We start from the raw sequence: 26,788 nt of genomic DNA, 5'->3' as shown, positions 1-26,788 counted from the left end.
GACATAGTCAGAAAATGATGAAGAAAATGCTTCTCGCTGCTGCCGTCATGACCGGACTGACCGGAACGGTTGGGCATGCGGCGCTGGCGCACGATGCCCCACCTCCTCCGCCGCCGGGTGAAGGTTGCGATGCGCATGGTCCCCATCATGGACATATCCTTTCCCTGCACGGAATCACCCTGACATCGGCACAGCATAAGAAGCTGGCGGCCCTGATGCATGGCGACCACCCTGATTTCCGCGCGGACATGCAACAAGAACGCGCCCTGCACGGACAACTGCGCACTCTGTTGTCCACGCCAGGCACCGTGGATCAGGCCAGCCTGACCTCTGTGGAGCAGCAGCTTGATGCCCTGCACCAGAAGCGTGAGGCGCAGCGTTTGCAGTTCGAGGTCAAGGTCCACGATATCCTGACGCCGGAACAACTGGCGCAGATCAAGGAGCGTCAGGACAAGATCGATGCCCTGCAAGACCAGCTCCATGCCCTGATGGAACCCCCGCCGCCGCCGCAGAAATAATCCCTGTCTCTTGATCCCTGAAGGGTGAGGCGTGTCCTTGCCTGACCCATGACGATGGCGTCGGTTGTCCTGCAACCGGCGCCATTTTTGTTTGGGCCGCGCCAGACGTAACGCGCATGTCCCGTGAGGCATGGGAAAACATGGCCGTTCCTGCATGTCGCCATGTCGCGGAGGGAGCGTGGCGCCAAACTATTGTGAAAAGGACACCCGGTTTGGAATCGTGCCAGCACCTTTGGGCAGGGTGAGGGCTGCGGAGCTGAAGGCACATTGCGCAGGAGCCTTTTCCTCAGGCTCTTTCACCGATATTATTTGTTTTTCATAACATATTATCGAACGTGATATATAAAGGATAACATGTTTAAAATGCTGGCAAGCGTGAGCAGGCCAGGGGATGCGACGCAGGATATGGCAGGCGATGTGGTGGGGGGGATGTGACCGTACATGCGTGATGGCCCGGCGCATCGTCCCGGCGGGCGTCCAGCATGTGGTTCATTGATGTCAGGGGGCAGGCCGCAAGCAGTTGGCCGGGGAACGGCCCATCTTTCAGGCATCAGCCTTTTTCAAAAAGGTGACGGCCTCTGAGGCTTTCCGGCGAAATGCCGCGCCAAGATGTATAATTTCAGTCAGCTATGGCGTGTCCCGCAGGCAGGTGCCCCGGACACGCCCGTCAGGCGATTATTTCGTGGTATAGCCACCATTGACGAGGATGGTCTGCCCGGTCATCCACCATCCTTCCGACACAAGGAAGCGGACATGCGGGGTGATGTCCTCGATATCCGTCAGGCCGGTCTTGCTGAAGGGCGACAGGGCGGCGGCGGTTTTATGATAAGCCACGGCCTGTTCTGATTCCTGCCCATAAAAGAATGGCGTATCCATGGGGCCAGGGCCGATTGCGTTAACCGAAATACCGCGCGCGCCATATTCCTTGGAGGCCGCGCGGGTGAAATGTTCCACCGCTGCCTTTGACCCGGCATAGGTGGAATAAAACGGCGTATACGCCCCAAGCAGTGATGTCACGAGTGTCAGCAGCTTGCCATGGTCATTCAGGTGCAGGCCCGCTTCCTTGATGAAGAAGAAGGCCGCCTTGGTATTGACGGCGAACATTTCATCATATTCGTCCTCGCTCGTCTCGGCGATGGGCTTCTTCAGGACCTTGCCCACTGTGTTGATGGCGATGTCGGGACGACCAATGGCTGCAATGGTGTCGGAAAACAGCTTTGCTGTCGCTGCGGCGGTACTCAGGTCCGCCTGGAATGCCACTGCCTGAACGCCTGCAGCCTGCAGGTCCGCGATCGTGCTGTCGGCTTCGCTTTTGCTTGCGGCACTGTTGTAATGGATGGCGATGGCGCGCGCGCCATGGGCGGCAAGGTCACGGGCAATCAGGCCGCCCAGATTTTTTGCCCCGCCTGCGATCAGGACGGTTTTCCCCTTGATGCTGTGATCGACCATTGTTGCGATGTCCCCTCATTGCGATGTGCTTCCCCGAACGGGAAGGTGTGGAATGAGCGTATCATTTGCGATATCGAGATAAAGTTGCCTTTCCTGACAACATATGTCGTAAATCACGAACAGTCTGTCGCGATGGTGGCAGGTAGGGGGCGCATGGACCGGATCGACCTGTTTCGCGTTTTCGCCCGCGTGGTGGAGAGCGCAAGCTTTACCCGTGCGGCCGAGACACTGAATCTGCCGCGTTCCAGTGTATCCACTGCCATACAGGAACTGGAAGGACGGCTTGGCGCGCGGCTTTTGGCGCGCACGACCCGATCTGTCACACCCACGGCGGACGGTATGGCATTTTATGACCATTGCCTGCGCCTGATCGCAGATGTGGAGGAGGCGGAAAATCTGTTCCGCCATGACGGGGCCAGCCCGCGTGGCCTGCTGCGGGTCAACCTGCCGGGCCGGATCGGGCGGTTGCTGGTGGCGCCGCGCCTGCCTGAATTCCTTGGGCGGTATCCGGGGGTTGATATCGAACTTGGTGTGACTGACCGGGCCGTCAACCTTGTGGAGGACGGGATCGACTGTGTCCTGCGCGTCGGCCCGCTGCATGATTCCGGTCTGATTGCACGCCGGATGGGGGACCTTGATCTGGTCAATGTCGCCTCTCCTGCCTATCTGGCCCAACATGGGATACCGCAGGTTCCTGCTGACCTCGCCCATCATCTGGCCGTGCGTTATGCCTCCCCCTCCACCGGGCGGATCGAGGCATGGGAATGGGAGGAAGGTGGTGCGACCCACAGCCTGCCCATGTCCGGTCGTGTCACGGTTAACAGTGCGGAGGCCTCCATCGCCTGCTGCCTTGCCGGATTGGGCCTGATCCAGGTTCCGGCCTATGACGTGGCCGCCCTTGTACAGTCGGGGGCGTTGGTGGAGGTGCTGCCCCAATGGCGCGCGGCCCCGTTGCCCATGGCGCTGCTTTATCCGCACCGCAAGCATCTGTCGCGCCGGATACAGCTTTTTGCCGACTGGCTGGAAGAGGTTCTGCATATCCCCGGACAGCCATTGGCCCATCCTGCGCCGCGCACGTCTTTGCCAGCCGATGTCATGCCGGATGCCATAACCGTGTCAGCGCGCCTGCGCGCCCCTGCACCGGGTCCGTTGGCGGGAAAGGCAGGCGCCCCATCACCGTGATGGCGGCGCGCGTGATGGGGCCACGTTGCAGGTCGAAATCCTGGTCGGGGGGATAGGCCCCCACGACAAGGAAATCGTTACTCGACCCTTCGTTCCTGTGTCCCGTGCCTGCGGGCAGGACCACGACGTCACCCGCGCGCACCGTCACAAGCCGTCCCCCCGGCCCGCCAAGGCGCAGTTGCGCGGAACCCGCGATAATCCCGAGCACCTCATGCGCGGTGCTGTGGTAATGGTGGAAGTCATAGACGCCCCATCGCCAGCGTGGTGGCCATCCATTGGCGGTAAACAGTGCCTCCATCCCGACCGCCGGGTCGCCGCCGCGGATGGGCAGGGCGTTATGGTAATGCAGCACCGGCAGGTGCGCATTGTTGGGAACCCACCCATCGGGTGACAGCATGAAGGCATCCGGTGCATTGCGCATGGCGGCGGCCCCGCGCGCCGTGCGGACATGCTTGCCACACATCACCAGCCCAAGCATGCCAAGGATGGTCTGGAACTGTCGGCGTCCGGTCTGTGTCCTGTGCTGGCTCATGATCGGGGTCCTGCTCTGCCGTGCCCATCCATCTATATATCAGGACGTATGAGGGGCAGGCGGGTTGCAACCATATTTACCCCTGTATCGCCCGAGGGCATTTTACCCCGGCCGGGATTGGCTGGCAGAGTAATCGTGTCTCATTCTGTCGGGGCGAATGCCTTTCCTGTGTGGTGCTGCCGTTCCCGTTCTATGGCGGGAGGTGGATGGATATAGTGTAATAACCGATGCGATGGCGAAGTGTCAGCGCAAGGGCGGTAGGATAACGCTACATGCATGGGGGAGGCGGGTGCTTGGTCAAAATGTCCGATAATGACGCCGACCATATTGTCGGAATGGAAAAAGGAGGACCCATTGCTAATGCCTAATTGTAATTCTGTAGCATTTTGAAAATACCGTAGATAATGACATGCAGCCTTATGGTCAGATCCTATGGGACATTAATTGAAGATGTCCATTTCCTTCCTATTCTTTCCAGAATCCCGTAACAGAATCACAAAACCCCACGCATGTACAGTAAAAACGTGCTTAACCCCGCGTTCTCACGTGTCATTATTTTGTGACAGTGCTCGCTATCCACGGTGTTGTACGCATGGTGGGTTAATACTTCCCGCCGGGAGCAGCGCCCGTATAAAATTCCGTCAAAATCAGGCCGCTGCGAGAACCTTTGATAATAGCACCATCATTAAATTGTATTTGGACTGAAAGGCCTCTGGAAGAATTTACAGCATCTACACACTTTCCCTCTTCATTAATTTTACTTTTGAAAGGGGAACTTACATCGGGACCAACCCTAACTTTGTCGCCCGGCAAAAGAATTGTATTTTCGGTTAAAACGATCTCATGAATTTCCTCGGCCATCACAGAATCCTTTTCTCTTTGTCGTGGAAGACTACTCTAAGCTACTTGTGGTCCTCACTGCCAGTCCGCCCGCGACGGCAAAATCTCCAACTTGCACGCAGGAACCATTTTCCGGCCCGCTGGTGATTTACCCTTACTCTCGGTATTGCTGGGCTGTTCATCGCACTCAGCGGCAAACCTCGTTTATAATTTTACCCCAAGGAATTGTAGTCCGCAAAAGCATAAACATGGGTATTTAAATAAATGATATGTTAATTGAATCTCGTGTAGGAATTATTTTCAATCTATGAAATTAGGATGAAGGGTAAATATTTGCCAACTTATAAAAATATTGATGGTGACTCTAGCATTGTATCATATGCATATGATGCAACTTCCATCGAAGTGATTTTCGGGAAGGGTAAGCAAACAACTTACATTTATACCTATGGTAGTGCCGGTATGGATCATGTTGAGCGTATGAAAATACTTGCTGATTCAGGACGTGGTCTGAATGAGTATATCAGACGATATGTAAATTACAAATATGCTTCAAAATCATAAAATCATATAAAATATTTCAAACCCGAATGCGCAAACCAGTATGCATGTTGTGCCTGCTGGTTTGCAATGGAATGGAATTAATTATATATAATCTGGTTTTCGTGAATATATTGTTTATTGTCAGATATTGATCTCGATTAATTGCCTAATTCCATGGCGGAAATAAGTGCGTTTGCATGTATTTCCAAGGTGTCCAGACAGGGTATCGTAAGGTTCATGCTGTCAAAAATAAGTGGTAATTCCGTGCATCCTAATATAATTGCCTCTATGTCATAAGTGTGGATCATATTTTCAATAACTTTCAAAAATCCACATTTTGTTTCTTCTTTTATTATCCCATGTTCTAATTCGTGAGATATTTTATCTGCAACGAAATCTAAATCTTCTCCTTGAGGTGAAAATATTTCTATTTTTTCTTCCTGAAAGGGTTTTTTGAAAAAATCTTCTTCCATGGTGAAACGGGTTCCTAATAACCCGACTTTTTTATACCCTAATTTTTTTGCTTCTTTTTGAGTGGCTTCAATTATACTGACTAGGGCCTGTTAGACCTTAAATGACAGAACAGACTGCATATCTGTTTATGATGAGCATGATGCAGTCTGTCTTTTCCGATACCGCATGGTCCGTCTGGGAGCCTTTGATCGAGGAAGTCCGTCCGAAGGGCAAGACCCCACCAAAGAACCTTCGACGGACGATATCCGCGATTTTCTGGCGCCATCAGAACGGCGCGAAGTGGCGTGCCTTGCCATCAGAGTTTGGTCCCTGGTGGATTGCAGCACAGTTGTTCATTCGATGGTCGAAGCTCGGTGTGTGGCAGCGCCTCTTTGAAAAGGTCAAAGACAGGGATCAAGACCTTGGCATGGTCTTTCTTGATGGCACGACAATCCGTGCCCATCATAAGGCGGCTGGAGCGGCTAAAAAAGGGGGCACAGAGAACGCCGAAAGGATCGTGAGGCTCTTGGCCGCTCACGTGGAGGATTTGGCACCAAGGTCTGCGTAGCTGCGGACAGTCATGGCAGGGCACTGTCCTTCACGCTGGCACCCGGACAGGCACATGAATTACCGTGTGCCTATGCCCTGCTTGACGCTCTGCCATACCCACCAATCTATGTCGTCTGCGATCGTGGGTATGCCTCACATAAATTTCGTGAAGATCTTTGGAACCGTGGATCTCGTCCCGTCATCCCGCCAAGGAAGAATGATCCGGAAGTCGCCTGTCCCAAATGGGCTTACAGACACCGGCATCTGGTCGAAAACCTGTGGGCAAGGCTCAAGGAGTGGCGGGCTGTCGCGACCCGATACGAAAAGACAGCCGCGTCCTTCCTCTCCGTCATCCTCATCGCTGCTACAGCAGATTATATCAAGGCCTAACAGGCCCTAATGGGACAGAAGATTTCGTACGTAATGTGTCGAAAACGATATGTGGCGTGTTTCCGGTCAGTGATATGATGTTGCATCCTGCGGCCTCAAGGTTGCGAATGCCATTCATGATATAGTGGGTTAAACCATCATAGTTTTTTTCTGAGCAGAATTTAAGAACATCAAATACATTTAGGCTTTCAATATTGATGTTGGGAAAGAAGTTTTCACCTACAATTTTATTGGCGCCATATTCTATCTTTTTATAATAAATTATTGTGGACTCAGGGCCTGTTCCGCCAATCAATCCTAATTTTTTCATTTTAATATCTCCTGACAATGTAACGTTTCACGAACTCTAGAATTTTCTGCATAGATGTCAGCCTTGGATACTTTTGGATAATGGAGGCGGTTTCTGCCCTTTTCTCGATGTCCAATCGGTTGCCATTGGGCACTGCGAACCCTCTTTTAATGGGGGCATGCGCCCTGTCTTTGGTGGCTCTCGCTGAGAGACTGTTTGAACACAAGTCGTTGATAAACAATGGAAGAAGATTTTTGGTGTTGCCTTTTGATCGAAAAAGGTGGTGTATTTTCAAAGCTTTTTGAAAAAAGATTCACCAAAACTTTTACGATTTCACAATCTATCGGACTTACCTTTTCAATACGGTCTCTGAGGGCAGTTTAGGGAATGACTGTTTGATCGGAGATATTTTGCAAAAACCAGCCCCGATAGCCTATGGAAACCATAAAAGCTTAGGGGCACAATGTTTGTGCGAAAAGCATTGAAATACATTGTATTTTCAAAAAATAATTCCCAAGATTGCCCGACCGCGTCCCATATTTGCCCTGTTGCACATTCTGCCCCTGACCGATCCCCCTGACCGATCCCCCTGACGATCACCGTGGTCCGTTCCAGCGGGGCAGTGTAATGTCGGACATATGCAGCATTGTTACCATGCAGGGGAAAGCAGGCGATGACGACAGTTCCGGTCCACAGGGGCAATGCCGCGACAGGGCGGCTGGGCGTGGCGGTGGGGCAATGTACCCTGGGCACGGTCATGCTGGCGACGGGGGCGAATGGCGTGGTGGCCATCGCGATGGGCGATGGCGCGGATGCATTGGTGCATGACCTGCGTGCGCGCTTCGTGGGGGTGGAACTTGTGCTTGGCGATCCCTGCGCCAATGACTATCTGCGGCATGTGGTGGCATTTATCGACGGGGAGTCGGACGCACTCGACCTGCCTCTTGATATCGGTGGCACCGCGTTTCAAAAACGGGTGTGGGCGGCCTTGCAGGCCATCGCGCCGGGCACGACCGTAACCTATGCTGAAATCGCGCGTCGGCTGGGTACACCTTCGGCGGTGCGGGCGGTGGCGGGGGCCTGTGCTGCGAATATGCTGGCGGTGGTCATTCCCTGCCATCGTGTCGTGCGCAGTGATGGCACCTTGTCAGGCTATCGCTGGGGTGTTGCGCGCAAACAGGCACTGATTCTGCGTGAAGCCACCGGCACGGCGGCGGCCATCGCGCGGTAAGGGCCGGGAATGGCGGCGGGGGATGTGGATGCGGGGGCGCTGGTTGTCTTGCCATACTCTTTGCGGCATGAGGGGCACTGGCGTCCATTCATTCCCGTTTGTTGGTAGGTCCTGATATGTCAAACTATACCCCCGTTGGCCTCGGTAATGAGGCCGCAACCGTCAAAGCCCTGACGCATTCGGGGAATTTTCACGTTGATGAGACGCTGGGATATGTCATCCTGCATTACGCGCTTGCCCCCCATGGCGACCTGCGCGGCCGCGTCCTTGGGACCGTACCGACTGACAGGCTGGATTTCGGCCGGACGCGTTCGCCCGAACGTATCCGTGCGGCGGATATCGTGTTTGACGTCGGCGGTATCTATGACCTGCAAAAGGGACGTTATGACCACCATATGAAGGACAAGCCCCTGCGTGAGGACGGCACTCCCTATAGCGCGGCGGGCCTGTTGTGGAAGGATTATGGCATTGCCGCGATCCGCAATATCCTGAAGGCCCCAGTGGATGACGCGGCGCTGCCCATCATCTGGCAGGCGATTGACAAGTCACTGGTCCTGCCGATCGACCTTGATGATAATGGTGTGGTCAAGCTGGAGAAGCTGTCGCTGGCGGATATCGTTTCGTCCTGCCGCCCCGTCTGGGACACGGCGGAACTTTACGGTCCCGAAGAAGCTGCGATGCGTGAAAGTGTAGGCTTCGCCGATGCCGCGTGCGCGGTCGCGGGTTATCTTGTCAATACGGTCGATCGCGTCCGTGCCAGCCTGAAGGCAACGGATCGTGTGCTCGAAGCGTATGCGAATGCGCAGGACAAGCGTATTCTGGTCATGGAGACGGGTATGCCGACCGAAAAGGTGATTTTCGAGCATGACCTGCCTGTCGTCTATGTTGTCTCGCCCGCCGCGCCCGGCCGCTGGAACGTCAAGGCGGTCCCTCCCGTGCGGGGTGATTTCGGGCAGCGTGTCTCTCTGCCTGAAGCCTGGCGCGGACTTGATGGAGAGGCTCTGGCCAAGGTGTCAGGGGTGGCGGATGCAGTGTTCGCCCATCCCGCACGCTTCATCTGTGGCGCAGGCAGCAGGGAAGGGGCGCTGGAGATGGCGCGCCTTGCGCTGGAAATCGACGCCTCCCAGAACAAGGGCGCATGAGGCCAGCGCACAGACACGACACAGATACGCACCATAGGAGCTCTCGGACGCCGCCTTTTTGAAAAAAGGCGGCGTGCTTCAGGGATTTTGTAAAAGATGCCCCAGGCGTCATCGTGATGGATGCGATGGTTGCCTTATGGGGCTTTTGCGTTGCCTGCCATCTTTTGCAGGATGGTCGGTCACGATCGGCGGGGTGGTATGTTGGTGTCCGCGGCGGGATTCGAACCCACGGCCCCAGGATTCATCCCACTTCGACTTTCGCCGCCGCCATCATGCGATGGCGTTCGTGGTCTGGACTGTCCCTTCGCCATGGACCCACCATAGGGGGGTCGGTAGGCGCTGCCCATCCAGTCTCTACACCTTCCCGGCATGGGGCCGGGCTTGGCTCGGGATTGGCACGGCATTCCTGCCAGAGCGTTCCCCGAATTTGAGCAGATCCGCCACGTGGTTTCCCGTCGTGACGCCCAATTGCTACCAGGAATCCTGTGCTCTATCCTGCTGAGCTACGCGGACATACACCCATTATATCTAGCCGAGGGGCCGGGGTGGGGCAAGTATCAATATGGCCATGCCCATCGGTACAATATGCAACGCCATGCCCGCCTCCATGCTGCAACATGGCGCAGGCTGGTCAATATTTTCGAAATTCTTTGAAAGTATATTATATTTTCTGAAAATGTCCCCGCAAACATGTCGGGTCGGGGGGATGTTTTATGACGCGCCTAGCGCTGCCGCGCCATAATCCGCGCCTGTGTGGCAAGGCGTGCGATATGGCGTTTGCACAGCACGACATCTGGGCTGCCGGTCTGCTTGCAGGCCAGTTCAAGCTGTTGTGTCCATGTGGCCGCCTGCATCAGGGCATCTGCATCCCATATCGTGACGGCACGGCCAAACTGTTCCGTGCGTTTGAAAAAGACCGGTGGCCGCAGGGCGGACATGGCGTCCGCACGTCCCTGTCCCGCATCCATCGCCAGACGCACACGCCGCAGCCGGTGGATATGCGACAGCAGCGCGCGTGCCGCGCCAATCGGGTTCATGCGGTCGGTGCTCATCGCGCGTTCGATCGCAAGGTCGGCCCCCGCCCGGTCGCCCGACATTGCGGCAAAGGCCGCATCCTCAAGCGATACGCTGGCGGCATCGCCAATGCAGGCCTGAACGTCTTCATGTGTCAGACGCCCGCCCTGTCCCGCGAACAGGAAGAGTTTTTCCACCTCTGCACGGGTTGCGGCGCGGTCCGGGCTGGCGCGTTCCGCAAACCATGACAGCGCGTCGGGATCAATCTCCACCCCAAGGGCCAAGAGCATCTGGCGGATGCTGCCCTCAAGCGCGCGACCTTCTTCGGGGTAGCAGGCGATGGCGGCGCAGTTCGGTGCTTTTTCCAGCAGGGCACGTAGTTTGGAGCGGGACTCCAGCCCTGGCGCCTCCATGATGAGCAATGTGTCCGTATCGGCTGCCAGGCACTCCTTGACCGGTCCCGTCAGGCCATCACGCGCCTCGCGCACCCAAACGACGCGACGCCCCCCGACAAGTGACAGTGCAGCGCATTCTTCCGCCATGCGGTCATGCGCGTCGCGACCCAGTATGGCGACACGGAACGGATCATCCAGTTCGGGCGTAATGACCTGCGCCGCCTGTGTCGCGCGTTCACGGATCAGGCCGGTATCTTCGCCATGCAGCAATATGACACGCCATGCGCCCGGGTCGCGCAGGGTGCTGGCGATTGCGCGCGGGCTGATCTTCACTGGTTGGTACCGCTGCCACCGATGTTGACATTATCGGGGCTGTCGCTCCCGACGCTGACGGAGGTGCCTACGTCGCTTTCGTCATTCAGCTGTGAATTCGACCGCCCCGTGGCCAGTGCGGGCAGGCCGTCCGCACCGGGGCGTTGTGATGGCATCTGGTTGTTGCTGCTGGCGTTGGCGATCGAGTCGGGGTCGATGAAGCGAGGCTGGTTCTGTTCCGCGTCCGACCCGTCTGTCGCGGGCTTGGCATGGGTGCGGAACCATACCCCCACCTGCTGGGTAATCTGTTCGGCCATGTTCTTCGCCACGCGGGTGCGCACGGTCTCAAGGTTCAGCGACAGGGCGAAATACTGTTCATATGTATTGTTGACGCCGTCGATGATGTTCGCATCCCCTTCGGCCAGCAGGCGTGGGCTGGCGCTGACGGTATAAAGCTGCCAGTGGGCGAAGGCAGTGGTGCGGGTGCGCCCGCTGGTATTATCCGAATGGATGTCCACCGCCTCGTTCATCATGTAGGTGCGGATGCGCAGGCTGTAGCGGGTCGGGTTTTCAGGCCCCGCCCCGCCAAGGTCCTGTTGCAGGAACTGTCGCAACTGCTGGCCGTAACGTTCCGTGATGCGCGGCACATAAACCTGTTGCAGTTCGGCCGCCACATCCGTCACCGTGGCCTTGCCGTCAGGCCCGATATGCTTTCCTGTCGTCTGGTACATGGGCGAGAAACCGCACCCGCCCATCATGACCACAAATGCGGCCGCAAAAAGCGGCGATACGCTGCGACGACACGAAAAGCGTATCATCTATTTCGCAATCACAAGGTTGACGATCCGCCCCGGCACGTAAATGCGCTTGACGATCCGCGCGCCCTCCAGCAGGCGCGCGACATTGGGTTCGGCCTCCGCACGGGCGATGACCTCGTCCTTGGGCAGGTCGGGGGCCACCGCGATCGTGCCACGCAGCTTGCCCATGATCTGCACCGCGATCGTGACCTCGCTTGCGACAAGCAGGTCCTCCTGCGCCTTGGGCCATGTGCGTTCGACCACCGGCCTGCCTGCGGGTTCCAGCAGTGTCATCATCGCTTCGGCCTGGTGCGGGATCATCGGTGCGCACAACAGCGCCAGCGCCCCGGCCGCCTCACGCCGGGCAAAGGCGACGCCGTCTTCGTCCGCATGCTTTTCCGCATCGGCCAGCGCACTGGTCAGTTCATGCAGCCGCGCGACCGCGACATTGGGGCTGAACCCTTCGAGGGCTTCTGTCACTGCCACGATGGTGCGGTGGGTCGTGCGGCGCAGTGCGTCGGCGGGTTTGGCAACCTGCGTGGGGCAGGGGGCGTCGGTCGGGACCTGTGCCGCCACACCGCGCACGACGCGGAACAGGCGTTGCAGGAAACGCGCGGCCCCGGCCACACCGGATTCCGTCCATTCCATGTCCCGTTCCGGCGGGCTGTCCGACAGGACGAACCAGCGTGCCGTATCCGCGCCGAAACGGTCGATGATCGTGATCGGCGCCACGGTGTTGCGCTTGGATTTGGACATCTTCTCGACCCGGCCGACCGTGACCGCGTCACCGGTGTCACGGCGGCTTGCCCCCGTGCCCGTGCGTTCGACCTCATCAGGATAGAGCCAGTTGCCAGCCGCGTCGCGATAGCTTTCGTGGTTGACCATCCCTTGGGTGAACAATCCGTCGAACGGCTCATCAACATTCAGGTGCCCGGTTTCATGCATCGCGCGGGTAAAGAAACGTGCATAGAGCAGGTGCAGGATCGCATGTTCGATCCCACCGATATACTGGTCCACCGGCAACCACCCGTCCGCCGCCGCGACCACGGTGGGGTGTGGGGCGTGTGGGGCGGTAAAGCGGGCGAAATACCATGAACTGTCCACGAATGTGTCGCAGGTATCCGTCTCGCGCGTGGCGGGCGCGCCGCATCTGGGACAGGCGACATGCTTCCATGTCGGGTGATGTTCAAGCGGGTTGCCCGGACGGTCGAACGTCACGTCATCGGGCAGGACCACCGGAAGCTGCGCGTCGGGGACAGGTACCGCACCACAGGTCTGACAATGGATGATGGGGATGGGGCAGCCCCAGTAACGTTGCCGGGAAATGCCCCAGTCACGCAGGCGCCAGTTGACCACGCCACGGCCCACGCCCAACCCTTCCAGGCGGGCGATCGCCTCTTTCTTGGCGCTTGCGATGTCGAGGCCGTCAAGAAAGGCGGAATTGAACAGCGTGCCCTGTCCGTCGGTCGCCTTGTCGGTGACGGCGAAGGTCTGTGGGTCGGCATCGTGCGGCAAGATGACGGGAATGAAGGGCAGGTGGTACTTGTTGGCGAAATCAAGGTCACGCTGGTCGCCGCAGGGGCAGCCGAACACGGCGCCCGTTCCGTAATCCATCAGGACGAAATTTGCGATCCAGACCGGGAACGACCTGTCCGGCATGAAGGGATGCGACACGCGCAGGCCGGTATCGAAACCACGCTTTTCCGCGGTCTCGATGGCTTCTTCGGACGTGCCCAGGCGATGGCATTGCGCAATGAATTCACCCGCCTGCGCATTTTTCGCCGCGACCTTGGCCGCCAGCGGGTGGTCAGCCGCGATGGCGAGGAACGACATCCCGAACAGCGTATCAGGCCGTGTGGTGAACACCTCCACCGAATCAAGATCCACGTCGAATCCTGCCGGTGGCTGATGCAGGCCAAAGCGCACGCGCGCGCCCTCTGACCGGCCGATCCAGCGTTCCTGCATCGTGCGGACCCGTTCGGGCCAGCGCGGCAGGTGCGACAGCCCATCAAGCAGTTGCGGCGCGAATTTTGTGATCTTCAGGAACCATTGCGAAAGCTGTTTCTGCTCGATCAGTGCGCCTGAACGCCAGCCACGACCGTCCACAACCTGTTCATTCGCCAGTACGGTATTGTCCACCGGGTCCCAGTTGACCCAGCTTTCACGCCGTTCCACCAGGCCGGCTGCCAGCATGTCAAGGAACAGCTTCTGCTGCTTGCCGTAATATTCAGGCAGGCAGGTTGCGATCTCGCGGTCCCAGTTGAAGGAAAAGCCAAGCTGCTTGAGCGTGGTGCGCATGGCCGCGATGTTGTCCATCGTCCATTTGCCCGGATGGACCCCGCGTTCCCGCGCGGCGTTTTCCGCCGGCAGGCCGAATGCATCCCATCCCATCGGATGCAGCACGCTGAACCCCTGCGCACGCTTGTAACGCGCAACCACATCGCCCAGCGTATAATTGCGGACATGGCCCATGTGCAACTGCCCCGAAGGGTAGGGAAACATTTCCAGCACATAATATTTCGGCCGGTCGGCGGGGGGCACGTCAGGCACGTCGAAGACGCCGCTCTGTTTCCATCGCGCCTGCCACAGCGGCTCGGCGGTGGCGAAGTCATAGGCAGGGACGGCGGCGGTATCGGCGGGGGGCTTGGAATCGGTCATCTTGGTCATCTGGTCCGGGCGCGAGGAGTTAGTTCTTGTGGCCGTTATCGGCACGCAGTTGGCGCGCACGGGTCAGGATCTTGGAGGTGATGTCGGACACCGTATTGGCGGCGACGGGGGTATCGGTCCACTGACCGTCCTGCAGCACCTGGCGGAACACCGAAACGCGTACGGCGTCAGAGCGCAGGTCGCTCGACAGGATGAAGCAGGTGATCTTGAACCGTTCGTTCTGCGTGGCGGGTGGCGTGTACCAGTCCGTCAGGATGACCCCCCCGATCGCATCGGCGGAAGCGAACGGCATGAACGACAGGGTATCGATCGCCCCACGCCACAGATAGGCGTTGACGCCGCTTTTTTCCAGTTGGTCATTACCCCCCGTCGCCCCGCGGTCTTCCTTCAGGAGCTTGTTCTGGGGCCGGGCGAGGCCGGTGCTGTCATGCGGGCCTGTCGAACACGCGCCAAGCAGCGTGCCAAGCATCAGGACCGGCAACCCCATGCGCATGGCGCGGCGGGAGGGGGGGCGAAGGGCGGAAGTTGGCGGACGAAGGGTCATGATGCCTCTATGGACGCCGGGGATTGGCCCCGCATGTGGTATTTCGGCCCCGTGTGCCGCGCATCCCGTCACGATATGTCCGGATGAACGGCCACGGTCCTGCCTGTATCGATATGCGTCCTTCATATCCCGCCGCGCCGGTCCCGCCAAGTCACGCGGCGACTTTCTGTGCCACCATCGTGACGACGTGCCCGGTGGTGCATGGGTGTGGGCCATGGCGCCGGGGCGTCGATGGTAGTACTTATGGCATCGACAGACGCCCCGTGCATGGGGCGGCAGGACCTGCGTACGGGCAGGGGAGGGCCACGGGCGCAGGCCCGGAAACGTGTGGCGGCGCAGGGCTAAGGCGACCAAAGTGCGGCGACCAGGGCAAGGCAGTCAGGGTAAGGCGATCAGGGTTAAGGCAGCCAGGGTGCAGCGAGGCAGGAGGTGTGGAAGAGCAGTGCGACATATATCGAGGGGACTGCAGGCCATCCATACCCAGATCCGCGCCGCGCCGCGCACGATGGCGGTCGCCGTGGCGGCGGCGATGGTGCCCGTATTTGTTCCCGCGCCGGGGCCTGCACCGTCCGCATGGGCGGCGGCTGCGCCTTCCTCATCGGCCCAGACGCGGGCGGCGGATATGGTCGCGCGCATGCGGCCCGAAGAAAAACTGTCGGTCCTGCGTGCCTTTCCCGCCCCGCTTGGTGGTGCCATGGCGGGCGAGGGCACGGGACTGCTGACATGGCCGGGTGTGCCGCGCCTTGGCCTGCCCGCCTTGCGGATGGGCAGCTTTTCGGACCCGCATCCCACTGATCCCGCCATGCCGCACCTGCCTTTCCTTGCCCTTGCCGCGAGTTGGGACCCGGTGCTGGCCCATCGCGCGGGCATGGTGCGGGCGCGTGACGAATGGGGGCGTGGCCGGGCGATGGTGCGTGTCGGTGGTGTGGACCTGCTGCCATCCGGGCGGTTGCAGGCAGGCGAGGACCCGATGCTTGCGGGAACAATGGCGGGGATGGTGGCTTCGGGCCTGATGGTGGGGCATGTGGTGCCGGTCTTCGCCTCGCTCCGTGCGGAGGAACAGGGACGCGGTGACGGGGTTGTCGCCCTTCCCGCGACGCTGCCTGTCCCGGCGGATCAGTATATGGGCACCAGCCTGATGGGCCTGTCCATCGCACTGGGTACGGCGCATGGGGGGGCGATCGCATGTGGCGGCATGCATGTGTGCGGCGCGCTGTCCGGCCTGTCGGGCATCATGCGTGAACAGTGGCATTTTGGCGGCATGCTCATGGCGATGCCCGGTGCGCTGTCGGGGGCGGACGCCAGCCCTGTCGCCGCCGTGGCGGATGGCGTGGACATGGAACAGTCACCAGGGGTGGAGGACGGGGTGTATGCCGCCCCCCTGCGCCGCGCGGTTGCGACGGGCGCGGTCCAGCCCCCCCGCATTGACCAGATGGCACAGCATGTCCTGACGTCGCTGTATGGTACCGGCATCCTTGACCATCCGCCGCCATTCACCCGTGACAGGAAATCCCCCCCGGGATCTGGCCCGATGTCGGTGGACGGACTGATGGCCGAGGTCGGGGCGGAGGGGATGGTCCTGTTGCAGAACGAAAACCAGGTCCTGCCCCTTGATGACCGCAGCGGGCAGGTGCTGCTGCTGGCGACACAGGCGTTGCAGGGACCGCTTGTGGCCCTTGCGGCGGCATTGCAGCATGACGGGGTGAAGGTCAGTCAGGCCGTCGTCAACCCCGACGGCACGCCCCCGCCACAGGCCGCGCAGGCGGCGCGTATCGTGATGCTGACGGATCGTGATGCGGACAATGCGTTCATCACCGCACTTGCGGACCTTGGCGGGCATGTCGTGACCATCATGATGTCCGACAGCCCTGACCGCGCGATGCCGTGGCTGGATGTGGTGGACAGTGTGATACAGGCGTGGTCATGGCATGGGGAATATGCCGCTCCGCTTGCGGCGATGCTGACGGGGACGCGTGAATTCTCGGGCCGCCTGCCCATGACCTTTACTGGCGGGCTGTATCCCCCCGGCATGGCCTATGCCGATTACAATGCGTTCGAACGCGCCCATATCGCCCCGCTGTTTCCGTTCGGCTATGGCCTGTCGGTCGCGGGCGGCGTGTCGTATGGCGATGTCCATGTCAGCCGCGAGGACGCGACCCATCTGAGTGCGACCTTCACAGTGACCGATACGTCCGACCATCCGATCCGTGCGGTGGCGCAACTGTACCTGACCCCGCCGGTGGAGGCTGGCGGCGTCAAGCGCCTGGTGGGGTGGCGCAGTATTGCGCTGACACCCGGCCATGCAACCCGCGTCGCCATCCCGGTGGACCCGCACCTGCTGGGGCAATGGGATACAGGCGCGGGCGGCTGGGTGGTTCCCGCGGGGACCTATACGTTCGCGGTGGGGGCGTCGTCGGTCATGCTGACACATCAGGCCAGCGTGCGCATGCCCGCGCTGCATGTGTCCGCAACGCTTGAAAACCTGCCAGTCCCTACATCCCAGGGCGAATGACAATGCACAGCAGCCCCTGGCTTTTCAGGCTGGAACACGCCTTGCCCGCCGCCGCTTCCGACAATCCGGCCAGTCGCGCGCGATAGACCTGTGTGCCGCGTGCACTGGTGACGGGGATCACCATGCTGCGTGCGCCCTGCAACGCGGTGAAGTCCCCCTGTCGCGCCATGGTGGTGGCGAAACGTGCTTGCCCCTCGGTGGAGAATGCGCCGACCTGCACGCTCCATGCGCCATAATTGACGCCCGTACCTGATATGGCCGTTACCGTCATGGCGGTGCAGCGTGCCGAAGGGTCATAGGCCGCATCGGGATCGCGCGCGCAGGCCGTTGACGCCGGTGCCGCATGCGATGTCGGTGCGGGCGGATTGAGGGTTGCGTACTGCAAGACGGCATGCTGGTTGCGTCCGCCAAGTGCCACGGGTGTGCGCGTGACAGGCTGTCCCGGCCCGGCATAGATCGCAAGAGGGCCGCTCAGCGCCACGGAGTTGCCAAGGTTGGGCGTAATGATGCGCAGATAGCGTACGGTCTGGCTGGGCAATGGACGCCCTTCCTCCAGATAGTCATTCAGCCGTTCGATCCCTGCATTATACGCCGCAAGGAAGCCCGGTGCGCCATACAGGCCATACAGTGTGCGGATATAGGCGGTCCCCGCAAGGATGTTGTTGCGCGGTTCGTAAGGGTCCGAACCAAGGTGGTTGCGCTTTTGCATGTCACTATAGGTTGGGGCCATCAACTGCATCAGCCCCATCGCGCCACTGGCAGAGGTGATGGGATGGCCGTCCATATATTCATGGCCACCCGATTCCTTCTGGATCACGGCACGGATCCATGGCTGTGGCACAGAAAAACGGTTCGATGCCTCCTCGATATACGGCTTCCACGGGTCATCGGCTGGTCCGGGCGCGCGGTAGGCCCCGCTGGCGGGGTAATAGCGTGAATAGCGTGACGTCCCCCCCCGCGGGGTGGCGGCGCAGCCCGCCAGGACCAGTGCGGCGCATCCCATCAACGCGGTCGCGCGCAGGGCAGGGGAAATGACGCGGGGGCGGATGGCGGCGGAAGAAGTCAGATCAGGCACAACGCAGCCAGTTCGCGACGCATGTCATCGGGCAGGGTGTCTCCATCAAGGTCGAAATGGCCAAGGTCGGCCGGTGCGTCGGCCGCACGCAGGTATCGCCATCCCTGAAAGGGGCGCATGCTGCGCGGGACGACTGGCACGATCAACGGGTCGAGCGTGATCAGCGCGCAGGCCACCCCGTCATCGCGTGTGTCGGGGCGGATGCCGGTGATGCGCTGGCGGCACATGACCATCCCCGCGATCACGCGGTAAAGCGACCCGCCTTCCAGTATCTCTGGCGCGCGGCGGGGGAACATGCGCGTACGCAGCCATGGCTGCCCGGCGGGTGTGGTGCCATCAAGCCCGTCGCGGGGCACAGGGGGTTCGACCTGCTGGCGCAGGGCGAGTTCAGGCAGGCTACCGACCCCCACCGCCAGCTTGACCATATGCAGCATCTTGGCCTTCCCCGTTCCTAATGGCGTGCCGGGGCGGGGGGCAGGTCGCTCTGCGCCTCCTGTGCGAAGATGGCGCGGAACCGCGTGGCGTCCACGCTGCGCACGATATGGACGCGGCGTACGCCCTGCTGTTTCGGGGCAAGCTGTTCGGGCCAGACATGGGCGTGCCCGTAATCAGGGCCGTGCGCCAGGTCGATATCCATGAACGCGTCCACCGATGACGTCACCAGTGACGGGTCGGCGGCGATGGCAGCCGTCAGTTCGTCCCACATCGGCAGCGGTTCGTAATATTTCGCAAGATACTGCGTCATCGGCGTGACCTTGCGCGTCACCTGCGCAAGGTAGTCGCGTGTCATCATCAGGTCGTTCGACACGCTGCCCACCGCGGTTACCGACGCCCATGGTGCGGTCAGGACGATATGCGCGGCCTCCGGGTCAAAGATCATGTTGAAGTCGGAGGCAAAGTCCGCATTCCCCGTCACCGACATCATGCTGGTGTCAAGCATGCCGCCCATGAATACCAGTTGTTTTGCCGTCGCGGCAAAGGTCGGGTCCAGGCGGATGGCCAGCGCAAGGTTCGTCAGCGGACCCGCCGCGACGATGGTGATCTGGTGCGGATGGGCATGGACCTGTTCGATCAGGAACTGCGCCGCGTTCTGCGTCACGGGTTGCAGGTGGGGCATGCCCTCCTTCAGCGTGGGCAGGGCAGGCTGCGTGTCGGGAACATGTTCGATGCTGCCCAGTCCGCCCCACGCCCCCTTCCACGGGATTGTGCCGAACTGGTGTTCGTGTTCACGCAGAGCCGCGACAGTGTTGAGCAGGGGATAGACCGCGCCATCGGCCACCGGCACGTCGGTGCGGTGGATGATTTCCAGAAACCGGCGAAGATGGGCCGATTCCGCATTTTCCCAGTCATCGCCACTGACGACGGTAAAGCCGAGTACGCGCACATGTGGGTTGAACAGCAGCGGGATGATGGATTGCTGGTCCGACCCGCCGGGGCCGAGGAAATCGTTATCTTCGATCACCAGTTCGGGGTCGGGCGCGGTCTGGGATGCCGCCTGGGATACTGCCTGCGTGGCGGCATGGGCCAGACCCGGCAGGACAGCGCCAAGCGTCGCCCCGGCGACAAGTGCGCAGGTCCTGAACATGGCGGGAAATGACGGGCGTGACATGGATGCACGGGACACAGCGGGGTTCCTTCCCTGACCTTTGGCGCGCAGTCTAGCCGGTTTATGGCCGAGTTCCATACCACCTGTTCCTTGGAAACCCTGTGCGCAGGTAAATCTGGCGATAGACTGGAATTATAAAAATTCTGGCGAAAATCTTCGAATAACCTTGAAATATGTGACCTGTTCGGGAACATAAGGTGCCCCCCGGAAACATTCGTTATTTTTATGCGGCCTTTTATGGGGATGCCGTCATTATGCGCTGAGGCATGATGTTCTGCCGGGCAATGCCCTTTGCCGGATTTTTACACCACCAGCGCGGCCAGCAGGCTTTCCAGCCGCAACCTCCCTTCCGCAGTGGCCCGCAGGCGTGCCCCGCCTGCATCCCATCGAAGGTAGTCTTCCTCCAGCGCGGCTTGCAGGATGCCCGGATCGGTCGCGTCGCCCAGACTCATCTCCGTGCGCCGCGCAAAGCGCCCTGCGGCGATCCCCTCGTCAAGGCGTAATCCCATCAGCAGCATTTCGCGTGCCTTTTCACGTGGTGACAGCGCGTCTTCATGTGTTGTGCCGGTGCCGGTCCGTTCCACCCGTTCGGCCCACGGTTCTGGTGCGCGGTGGCGGCGGGTGGCATAGGTGACGCCATCGCGTGTCACGCGCCCGTGCGCCCCCGGCCCGATACCCAGATAGTCGCCATAACGCCAGTAAGTCAGGTTGTGGCGGCTTTCGGCCCCCGGACGGGCATAGTTGGAGACCTCGTAGCCCAGCAACCCGTGGCGTGCTGCCACGCGGGCCGTTTCCTCATACAGCCGGGCTGCGAGGTCGTCATCGGGCAGGTGAAAGCGGTTCTGTCGATACAGGCTCTCAAAACGCGTGCCCGGTTCGATCGTCAACTGATAGAGCGAGAGATGGTCTGATGCGAGGTCGAGTGCGGCATCCAGTTCGCCCCGCCATGAGGCCAGCGACTGTTCCGGCCGGGCATAGATCAGGTCGAACGAGATCCGGCCAAATAATGCGCGCGCCTGTTCCAGTGCCGCGATCGCCTGTGGCACGGTGTGTTCACGGCCCAGAAAACGCAGGGCTTCCGGGTCAAGGCTTTGCAATCCCACTGAAATGCGGTTGACCCCCCCGTCGCGAAAGGCACGCAGGCGGGCCGTCTCCACACTGGTGGGATTGGCCTCCAGCGTGATTTCGATATCGGGGGACAGGCGGAACAGGTGGCCCGCATCCCCGATCAGGGCGGCCACCGTCGCAGGTTCCATCAGCGATGGCGTCCCCCCGCCAAAGAATATGGACCCCAGCACAGGACGCGTGTCGCGCGCCGTCCCGATGCGCGCGGCCTCATGCGCCAGTTCACGACGCAGGGCATTGCCAAAACGCGCCTGTGGAATGACGTCGCGCACATGGCTGTTGAAATCACAGTACGGGCATTTCGACAGGCAGAAAGGCCAGTGCACATACAGCGCCAGCGCCTCCCCCCCGTTCGGTGCGGCGACGGTGGGGGGGGGCGTCAGATGGCAAGGCGGACGCCAAGTTCAACCACGCGGTCAGGCGGGATGCGGAAGAATTCGGTGGCGGGTGTGGCATTGCGCGCCATCAGCAGGAACAGCGACATGCGCCAGCGCGACATCTTCGGCACGGAGGAACGGACCAGCAATTCACGGCTGGTGAAATAAGATGCCTGCAATGCATCGAATTCCAGTCCGCTGGCCTTCAGGTCCTCCAGCGCGCGGGGCAGGTTGGGCGTTTCCATGAAGCCATAGCGCAGGATGATGCGGTACATATCGGGCGCGAGTTCCTGCAACGCGACACGGTGCCCGCGATCCGCTTCCGGCTGGTCAAGGGTCTGGACCGTGACGAACAGGACATGGTCATGCAGCACCTTGTTGTGCTTGAGGTTGTGCAACAGGCATGCGGGCACGAAATCCGGCGTTGCGGTCATGTATACCGCCGTTCCTGGCACGCGGATGATGCGTGACTGCGGCAGCCGCGCCAGGAAGGAGTTCATGGGCATGCTGTCCTGCTTCTGCCGGTTCATGATCAGCAGGCGGCCCTTTTTCCACGTCGTCATCATCAGCGTCAGCACAATGCCCAGCATCACCGGCACCCAGCCACCTTGCGGGATCTTCAGCGCGTTGGAGGCGAAAAAGGTGGTGTCGATGACAAAGAAACCGCCGAACGTCGTGATCGCGGCCAGGCGTGACCAGTGATACAGGCGGCGGAACACCACCATCGCCAGGACGCAGGTACACATGAACGTACCCGTCACCGCGATGCCATAGGCCGAGGCCAGCGCGTCAGAACTGCGGAAGCTTAGCACCAGTAACAGCGCACCGGTCATCAGGAAGCGGTTGAACTCCGGCAGGTAGATCTGGCCCTCTTCCTCCGCATTGGTGTGGGTGATGCGCATGCGCGGCAGGTAGCCAAGCTGGATGATCTGCCGGCATAGCGAAAACCCGCCTGAAATCCCCGCCTGGCTTGCGATGACCGTCGCGCAGGTGGACAGGATGACCATCGGCACCTGCAACCAGTGCGGGCCCAGCAGGAAGAACGGGTTGGCCAGCGTGGTGGGGTGCGCGATGATCAGCGCCCCCTGACCGAGATAGTTGAGGGCGAGGCACGGCAGCACACAGAACAGCCAGGCATAGCGGATGGGCTGGCGGCCGAAATGGCCCATGTCGGCATACAGCGCCTCCGCCCCTGTGACCGACAGCACGACGGACCCAAGTGCGATGAACGACAGCCATCCGTGATAGATGATGAACTGCACCGCATAGGTGGGCGATACCGCCAGCAGGATGGTGGGATGCTGCACGATCTGCGTCAGGCCAAGGATGCCCAGCAGGCTGAACCATACCAGCATGATCGGGCCGAATATGGTCCCCACCTTGCCCGTGCCATAGGACTGCACCGAAAACAGCCCCACCAGCACCAGCAGTGCGATGGGAATGACCAGTTCACGTGCGGCGGGGAAACTGACCTCCAGCCCTTCCACCGCCGACAGCACCGAAATGGCGGGGGTAATCATGCCATCGCCGAAGAACAGGCACGCGCCGCCGATTCCCACCATGCCGAGCGCCACACGCAGGCGGTTGGTGGTGGCGACACGCTGGGCCATCGACATGAGCGAGATGATGCCGCCTTCGCCATTATGGTCGGCACGCATGATCAGGATGACATATTTCACCGTCACGATCAGCAGCAGCGACCAGATGATGAGGCTGAGTACGCCAAGGATCTCCCACGGTTCGATCCTGTGGTGCTGTGACACGACCATGATGGTCGAACGCAGGGCATAGATCGGGCTGGTGCCGATATCGCCGAACACGACGCCCAGCACCCCGAGCAGGGCGGCAAAGCCCACGGGGTTGGCGGCATGTTCATGCTGGTCCGCGCCGTATTCCGTCACCTTCGACGGGACGGGGGTGGATGCCTTGCCGTCCGGTGCCTTGCCATCCGCAGCTTGGGCGCCATGGGCTGGCGTCGTCGATGTTCCGGGGGCATCAGGCCCCGTGGCTTGCGTCATGTCGTGACGGCTCCGCGGCAGTGAATGTCAAGAAATACGGGCAGCATCATGCCCGGTACTTTCGCATACCCACAAGCGGGTAGGGCATCAAGGTCCGTATCCGTGCAGGTGCCATGCCGGTTTTCAGGTGGGACGGGTCGGACGGGGGCCGAAAATGGCGCTGCCGACGCGCACATGGGTCGCGCCGGCGGCGATGGCCTGTTCGAAATCGGCCGACATGCCCATCGAAATCACCCCCAGCCCGTGCCGCCCCGCCATGGTGGCGAGCGTGCGGAAATGTGGCGTGGGGTCCTGATCCACCGGGGGAATGCACATCAGCCCCGCCACCGCATCGCCAAAGCGCGCGATGGCGGCGGTGATGAAGGCATCAGCCTCTTCCACCGCCACGCCGGATTTCTGGGTCTCGTCCCCGGTATTGACCTGCACCAGCAATCGCGGCAGGCGACCCACCCGGTCGGCCGCGCGCGCGATGGCATCGCACAGGGTCGCGCGGTCAAGGCTTTCGATCATGTCCGCAATGCGCACGGCGTCATATGCCTTGTTCGTTTGCAGGCCGCCGATGATGTTCAGCCTCAGGTCCGGCCATTGCGCGCGCAGGGACGGGAATTTATCCGCCGCTTCCTGCACGCGGTTTTCACCGAATGTCATCTGCCCCGCGCGCAGGGCGGCGACCACGCGCGCACGCGGGTGGAACTTGGACACCGCAACCAGCGTGATGTCCGACGGATCACGCCCGGCGCGGCGGGCCGCGTTGGCAATGCGCGCACGCACCGTCGCAAGCGCCGTGGCGATGTCATGATCTGCGGATATGTCCTGCGCCGTGTCCGCCGGCATGGGTGTGTCGTGCATGCTGTGTCCCCCCTGGTTCGTGGAAATCCGGATGCGGTGGCCTTTTCCCGGCATGACGCGGGGACGGTCATGGCCCGTCCGTGCGATATCATGGTGGCGGGCCGCTGTCATTGGGACGGGGATGGGACGGGCATCGGTATCGGGGCGAGGGCGTCTGGCATGGGGATGGTAAAAATCATGTGCGCCGGGGGTGGCGGTGCGGGCGTGGGCGTGTCATGTGCGGGACACGTGGGGTCCGGCCACGCATGTGGCGCCGGGGTTCGCGTGGTTTGATGAGTTCCAAAGCAGGTATAGACAATGAAACAGACGTCCGCACCCCGTTCGTCCGGACGCCGCGCCACAGGCCGTGGCGCGCAGGCAGCCCCGGCCGACCCGACGCGCGATATCGCCTTTGACATCGTCACCGGCGTGATCGAGCACCGGCGTATGCTTGAAACCTCCATGGAAAATTCGCCCGTCGCGCGACAGGCGGAACCGCGCGACCGCGCCGCCGCCCATCGCCTGGGGGCGTCGGTCCTGCGTCATATGGGCACCGCGACGGAGGTGCTCTCGCCCTTCTTGAAAAAGGAGCCGCCCGAACCCGTGCGCGCGGTGCTGCTGATCGGGGTGGCGCAACTGCTGTTCCTTGGCACGCCGGTGCATGCGGCGGTGGCGACGTCGGTGGCGCTGGCGCGCAGGCGCGGACTTGCCCCGTTTGCGGGGCTGGTGAATGCCGTACTGCGCCGGATTGCGCAAAAGGGCGATGGCTGCCTTGACGGACTCGACCAGGAACGCCTCGACGTGCCGCCATGGCTGTGGGCGTCATGGGGGCGCATGGCCCGTCCCATCGCGGCGGCACTGGGGACGGAGCCACCGCTCGACCTGTCGATGCGTCCTGGCTGCCTGCCGCCACCGGGGGGCGAACTTCTGCCCAACGGCACCGTGCGCTTTGCGGCCGGAACGCGTGTCACCGAATTGCCCGGCTTTGCCGAAGGCGCGTTCTGGGTGCAGGATGCCGCGGCAAGCCTGCCTGCACGCCTGCTGGATGCGAAGGCGGGGGAACGGGTGGCGGATCTGTGCGCCGCGCCCGGCGGCAAGACCGCGCAACTCGCCCTTGCCGGGGCGGATGTCACCGCCGTCGAACGTGACCCCCGACGGCTGGAGCGTCTGGGCGCCAACCTTGCGCGGTTGCAACTGGGCGATGTGGTCAAGGTCGTGCAGGCCGATGCAACGCAATGGCGGCCCGATGCGCCCCTCGATGCGGTGCTGCTGGATGCGCCATGTTCGGCCACCGGCACGGTGCGGCGTCATCCCGATGCACTGTGGATCAAGCGCCCGCGCGACCTTGCGGCACTTGCGGCGGGGCAGCAGGCCCTGCTGAAGGCGGCAGGCGACATGCTGCGTCCGGGTGGGCGGCTGGTTTACGCGGTATGTTCCCTCCAGCCGGAGGAAGGCCCCGCCTGTGCCCGTGCGGCCGAGGAAATGGGGCTGATCGCCGATCCCTTCACGCCGGAGGAACTGGCGTTCCTGCCGCAGGCCCGCACGCCCGAAGGGTGGGTGCGCACGCATCCCGGCATGTGGGCCGAACAGGGGGGGATGGACGGATTCTTCGCCGCGCGCTTCCGCAAGGGGTGAGTGGGGCGGGGATGTCGTAAAACTATGGCCTGCCTGCGATATTCCTGATACAAAAGGAACATGGCAGCTCTATCTTCTCCCCTCATCGCGCCGAGTGTGCTTTCGGCTGATTTTTCCCGCATGGCGGACGAAGTCGCCGCTGTCGAGAAGGCGGGGGCCGACTGGCTCCATCTGGATGTGATGGATGGCCATTTCGTCCCGAACCTGTCGATGGGGCCGCAGCTTGTCCAGGCATTGCGGCCCGGGTCGCGCCTGGCGTTCGATGTGCATCTGATGGTTGCCCCCGTCGATTCGTATATCGAGACCTTCGCCAGGGCGGGTGCCGATCATATCCATATCCATGTGGAGGCGGGTCCGCACACGCACCGTTCCTTGCAACATGTGCGCGACCATGGCGTGAAGCCAGGCATCGCGATCTGCCCCGCCACCCCGCCCGAAGCGGTGGGGGAGGTGCTGGACCTTGTGGACATGATCCTGGTCATGACGGTCAATCCAGGCTTTGGTGGCCAGAAGTTCCTGACAAGCCAGTTGGCCAAGATCCGTACCCTGCGTGAAATGGCCGACGCAACGGGGCGTGACATCCGCATTGGTGTGGATGGCGGGATCACTCCCGAAACCGCCATGCTTGCGACACAGGCGGGCGCGGATGTCCTGATTGCCGGGACCTCGGTTTACGGGCAGGCGGATTACGCGCAGGCCATCAATGCCCTGCGCACAGGCGAGGCGCCCCGCCGGGCGTGAGGGGACCTTTCACCATCGTCCGGG

General features: G+C 61.1%; 25 protein-coding genes. 10 read left to right on the top strand and 15 right to left on the bottom strand.

The genetic code is table 11. The features are described 5' to 3' along the window. The first annotated feature begins 26 nt into the window (after positions 1–26). Positions 27–518: a Spy/CpxP family protein refolding chaperone gene (locus tag FYB92_RS14340; RefSeq protein ID WP_332828849.1), complete on the top strand. Its 492-nt coding sequence runs from the start codon at positions 27–29 to the stop codon at positions 516–518. Positions 519–1,193: 675 nt separating this feature from the next. On the opposite strand, the gene FYB92_RS14335 is transcribed toward FYB92_RS14340, so the two are convergent. Beyond that, complete coding sequence (locus FYB92_RS14335; protein ID WP_003617801.1) at positions 1,194–1,967, bottom strand: SDR family oxidoreductase; 774 nt, start codon at positions 1,965–1,967, stop codon at positions 1,194–1,196. Positions 1,968–2,120: 153 nt separating this feature from the next. Between FYB92_RS14335 and FYB92_RS14330 the strand changes: the two genes are divergently transcribed. Then, positions 2,121–3,149 carry a LysR family transcriptional regulator gene (locus tag FYB92_RS14330; protein ID WP_332828848.1) on the top strand — a complete coding sequence of 343 codons (1,029 nt, stop codon included), beginning with the start codon at positions 2,121–2,123 and terminating at the stop codon, positions 3,147–3,149. On the opposite strand, the gene FYB92_RS14325 is transcribed toward FYB92_RS14330, so the two are convergent. Then, on the bottom strand, positions 3,061–3,681 hold the full coding sequence (locus FYB92_RS14325; RefSeq protein WP_332828847.1) for a cupin: 621 nt from the start codon (positions 3,679–3,681) through the stop codon (positions 3,061–3,063). The two genes, FYB92_RS14330 and FYB92_RS14325, sit on opposite strands and share 89 nt — an antisense overlap. A 600-nt stretch (positions 3,682–4,281) precedes the next feature. After that, complete coding sequence (locus FYB92_RS14320) at positions 4,282–4,542, bottom strand: hypothetical protein (protein WP_003617804.1); 261 nt, start codon at positions 4,540–4,542, stop codon at positions 4,282–4,284. Between the two features lie 297 nt (positions 4,543–4,839). On the opposite strand from FYB92_RS14320, the gene FYB92_RS14315 reads away from it, so the two are divergent. Next, entirely contained in the window at positions 4,840–5,085 is a 246-nt protein-coding gene (locus FYB92_RS14315) for a hypothetical protein (protein WP_332828846.1), read from the top strand. Between the two features lie 137 nt (positions 5,086–5,222). Here FYB92_RS14315 and FYB92_RS14310 read toward each other — a convergent pair whose 3' ends face one another. After that, positions 5,223–5,609: an aspartate/glutamate racemase family protein gene (locus FYB92_RS14310; RefSeq protein ID WP_332829031.1), complete on the bottom strand. Its 387-nt coding sequence runs from the start codon at positions 5,607–5,609 to the stop codon at positions 5,223–5,225. Positions 5,610–5,677: 68 nt separating this feature from the next. On the opposite strand from FYB92_RS14310, the gene FYB92_RS14305 reads away from it, so the two are divergent. Further along, positions 5,678–6,456, top strand: a protein-coding gene (locus tag FYB92_RS14305; RefSeq protein WP_332829030.1) for an IS5 family transposase whose coding sequence is annotated in 2 segments (ribosomal slippage) — positions 5,678–6,017 and positions 6,017–6,456 — 780 coding nt in all. Because the reading frame shifts where the segments join, the coding sequence is not laid out codon by codon here. Here FYB92_RS14305 and FYB92_RS14300 read toward each other — a convergent pair. Next, on the bottom strand, positions 6,446–6,766 hold the full coding sequence (locus tag FYB92_RS14300) for an aspartate/glutamate racemase family protein (RefSeq protein WP_332828845.1): 321 nt from the start codon (positions 6,764–6,766) through the stop codon (positions 6,446–6,448). The two genes, FYB92_RS14305 and FYB92_RS14300, sit on opposite strands and share 11 nt — an antisense overlap. A gap of 652 nt (positions 6,767–7,418) precedes the next feature. Between FYB92_RS14300 and FYB92_RS14295 the strand changes: the two genes are divergently transcribed. Then, complete coding sequence (locus tag FYB92_RS14295; RefSeq protein ID WP_192264932.1) at positions 7,419–7,976, top strand: methylated-DNA--[protein]-cysteine S-methyltransferase; 558 nt, start codon at positions 7,419–7,421, stop codon at positions 7,974–7,976. Positions 7,977–8,092: 116 nt separating this feature from the next. Further along, positions 8,093–9,118, top strand: coding sequence for an MYG1 family protein (locus FYB92_RS14290; protein WP_332828844.1), 1,026 nt, complete (start codon positions 8,093–8,095; stop codon positions 9,116–9,118). 722 nt (positions 9,119–9,840) lie between these two features. Here FYB92_RS14290 and holA read toward each other — a convergent pair. Genes holA through FYB92_RS14270 form a run of 4 tightly spaced genes read right to left on the bottom strand, consistent with a single transcriptional unit; the run spans position 9,841 to position 14,847 of the window. After that, complete coding sequence (gene holA, locus FYB92_RS14285; protein ID WP_075595915.1) at positions 9,841–10,860, bottom strand: DNA polymerase III subunit delta; 1,020 nt, start codon at positions 10,858–10,860, stop codon at positions 9,841–9,843. After that, positions 10,857–11,657, bottom strand: coding sequence for a hypothetical protein (locus FYB92_RS14280; protein ID WP_332828843.1), 801 nt, complete (start codon positions 11,655–11,657; stop codon positions 10,857–10,859). The genes holA and FYB92_RS14280 overlap by 4 nt, the downstream gene beginning before the upstream one ends. After that, positions 11,658–14,294 carry a leucine--tRNA ligase gene (gene leuS / locus FYB92_RS14275; RefSeq protein WP_332828842.1) on the bottom strand — a complete coding sequence of 879 codons (2,637 nt, stop codon included), beginning with the start codon at positions 14,292–14,294 and terminating at the stop codon, positions 11,658–11,660. Between the two features lie 28 nt (positions 14,295–14,322). Then, a complete protein-coding gene (locus FYB92_RS14270) occupies positions 14,323–14,847 on the bottom strand; it encodes a DUF3576 domain-containing protein (protein WP_040511456.1) in 525 nt (174 codons plus the stop codon). 442 nt (positions 14,848–15,289) lie between these two features. Here FYB92_RS14270 and FYB92_RS14265 point away from each other — a divergent pair, with 442 nt between their 5' ends. Further along, positions 15,290–17,359, top strand: coding sequence for a glycoside hydrolase family 3 C-terminal domain-containing protein (locus tag FYB92_RS14265; protein WP_332828841.1), 2,070 nt, complete (start codon positions 15,290–15,292; stop codon positions 17,357–17,359). Here FYB92_RS14265 and FYB92_RS14260 read toward each other — a convergent pair. The 6 genes from FYB92_RS14260 to FYB92_RS14235 form a co-directional block, all read right to left on the bottom strand. Then, entirely contained in the window at positions 17,340–18,434 is a 1,095-nt protein-coding gene (locus FYB92_RS14260; RefSeq protein WP_408887684.1) for a transglycosylase SLT domain-containing protein, read from the bottom strand. The genes FYB92_RS14265 and FYB92_RS14260 overlap by 20 nt on opposite strands. Next, positions 18,422–18,868, bottom strand: a complete 447-nt coding sequence (locus FYB92_RS14255; protein WP_003617814.1) for a DUF1489 family protein — start codon at positions 18,866–18,868, stop codon at positions 18,422–18,424. Before FYB92_RS14255 ends, FYB92_RS14260 begins: the two co-directional genes overlap by 13 nt. A 17-nt stretch (positions 18,869–18,885) precedes the next feature. Beyond that, positions 18,886–20,019, bottom strand: coding sequence for a nucleoside hydrolase (locus tag FYB92_RS14250; RefSeq protein WP_408902404.1), 1,134 nt, complete (start codon positions 20,017–20,019; stop codon positions 18,886–18,888). A gap of 323 nt (positions 20,020–20,342) precedes the next feature. Beyond that, positions 20,343–21,497, bottom strand: a complete 1,155-nt coding sequence (gene hemW / locus FYB92_RS14245; RefSeq protein WP_332829029.1) for a radical SAM family heme chaperone HemW — start codon at positions 21,495–21,497, stop codon at positions 20,343–20,345. Between the two features lie 47 nt (positions 21,498–21,544). After that, complete coding sequence (locus tag FYB92_RS14240) at positions 21,545–23,560, bottom strand: potassium transporter Kup (protein ID WP_332828839.1); 2,016 nt, start codon at positions 23,558–23,560, stop codon at positions 21,545–21,547. Positions 23,561–23,683: 123 nt separating this feature from the next. Next, positions 23,684–24,394, bottom strand: coding sequence for a YggS family pyridoxal phosphate-dependent enzyme (locus FYB92_RS14235; RefSeq protein ID WP_075624527.1), 711 nt, complete (start codon positions 24,392–24,394; stop codon positions 23,684–23,686). Positions 24,395–24,445: 51 nt separating this feature from the next. Between FYB92_RS14235 and FYB92_RS14230 the strand changes: the two genes are divergently transcribed. From FYB92_RS14230 to rpe, 3 genes are read left to right on the top strand one after another with little or no spacing between them, the layout of a single operon-like run. Further along, the gene (locus FYB92_RS14230; RefSeq protein WP_281650161.1) at positions 24,446–24,682 is read left to right on the top strand and encodes a hypothetical protein; all 237 of its coding nucleotides are present in this window, start codon (positions 24,446–24,448) and stop codon (positions 24,680–24,682) included. Between the two features lie 24 nt (positions 24,683–24,706). Next, on the top strand, positions 24,707–26,023 hold the full coding sequence (locus FYB92_RS14225; RefSeq protein WP_003617819.1) for an RsmB/NOP family class I SAM-dependent RNA methyltransferase: 1,317 nt from the start codon (positions 24,707–24,709) through the stop codon (positions 26,021–26,023). 60 nt (positions 26,024–26,083) lie between these two features. After that, positions 26,084–26,764 carry a ribulose-phosphate 3-epimerase gene (gene rpe / locus FYB92_RS14220; RefSeq protein WP_332828838.1) on the top strand — a complete coding sequence of 227 codons (681 nt, stop codon included), beginning with the start codon at positions 26,084–26,086 and terminating at the stop codon, positions 26,762–26,764. Positions 26,765–26,788 lie beyond the last annotated feature (24 nt).

Source organism: Novacetimonas sp. GS1 (assembly GCF_036686925.1).
Taxonomy (GTDB): Bacteria; Pseudomonadota; Alphaproteobacteria; order Acetobacterales; family Acetobacteraceae; genus Novacetimonas; species Novacetimonas hansenii.
The sequence above is the reverse complement of the archived record's forward strand: the minus strand, read 5'-3'. Positions and strand labels throughout refer to the sequence as shown.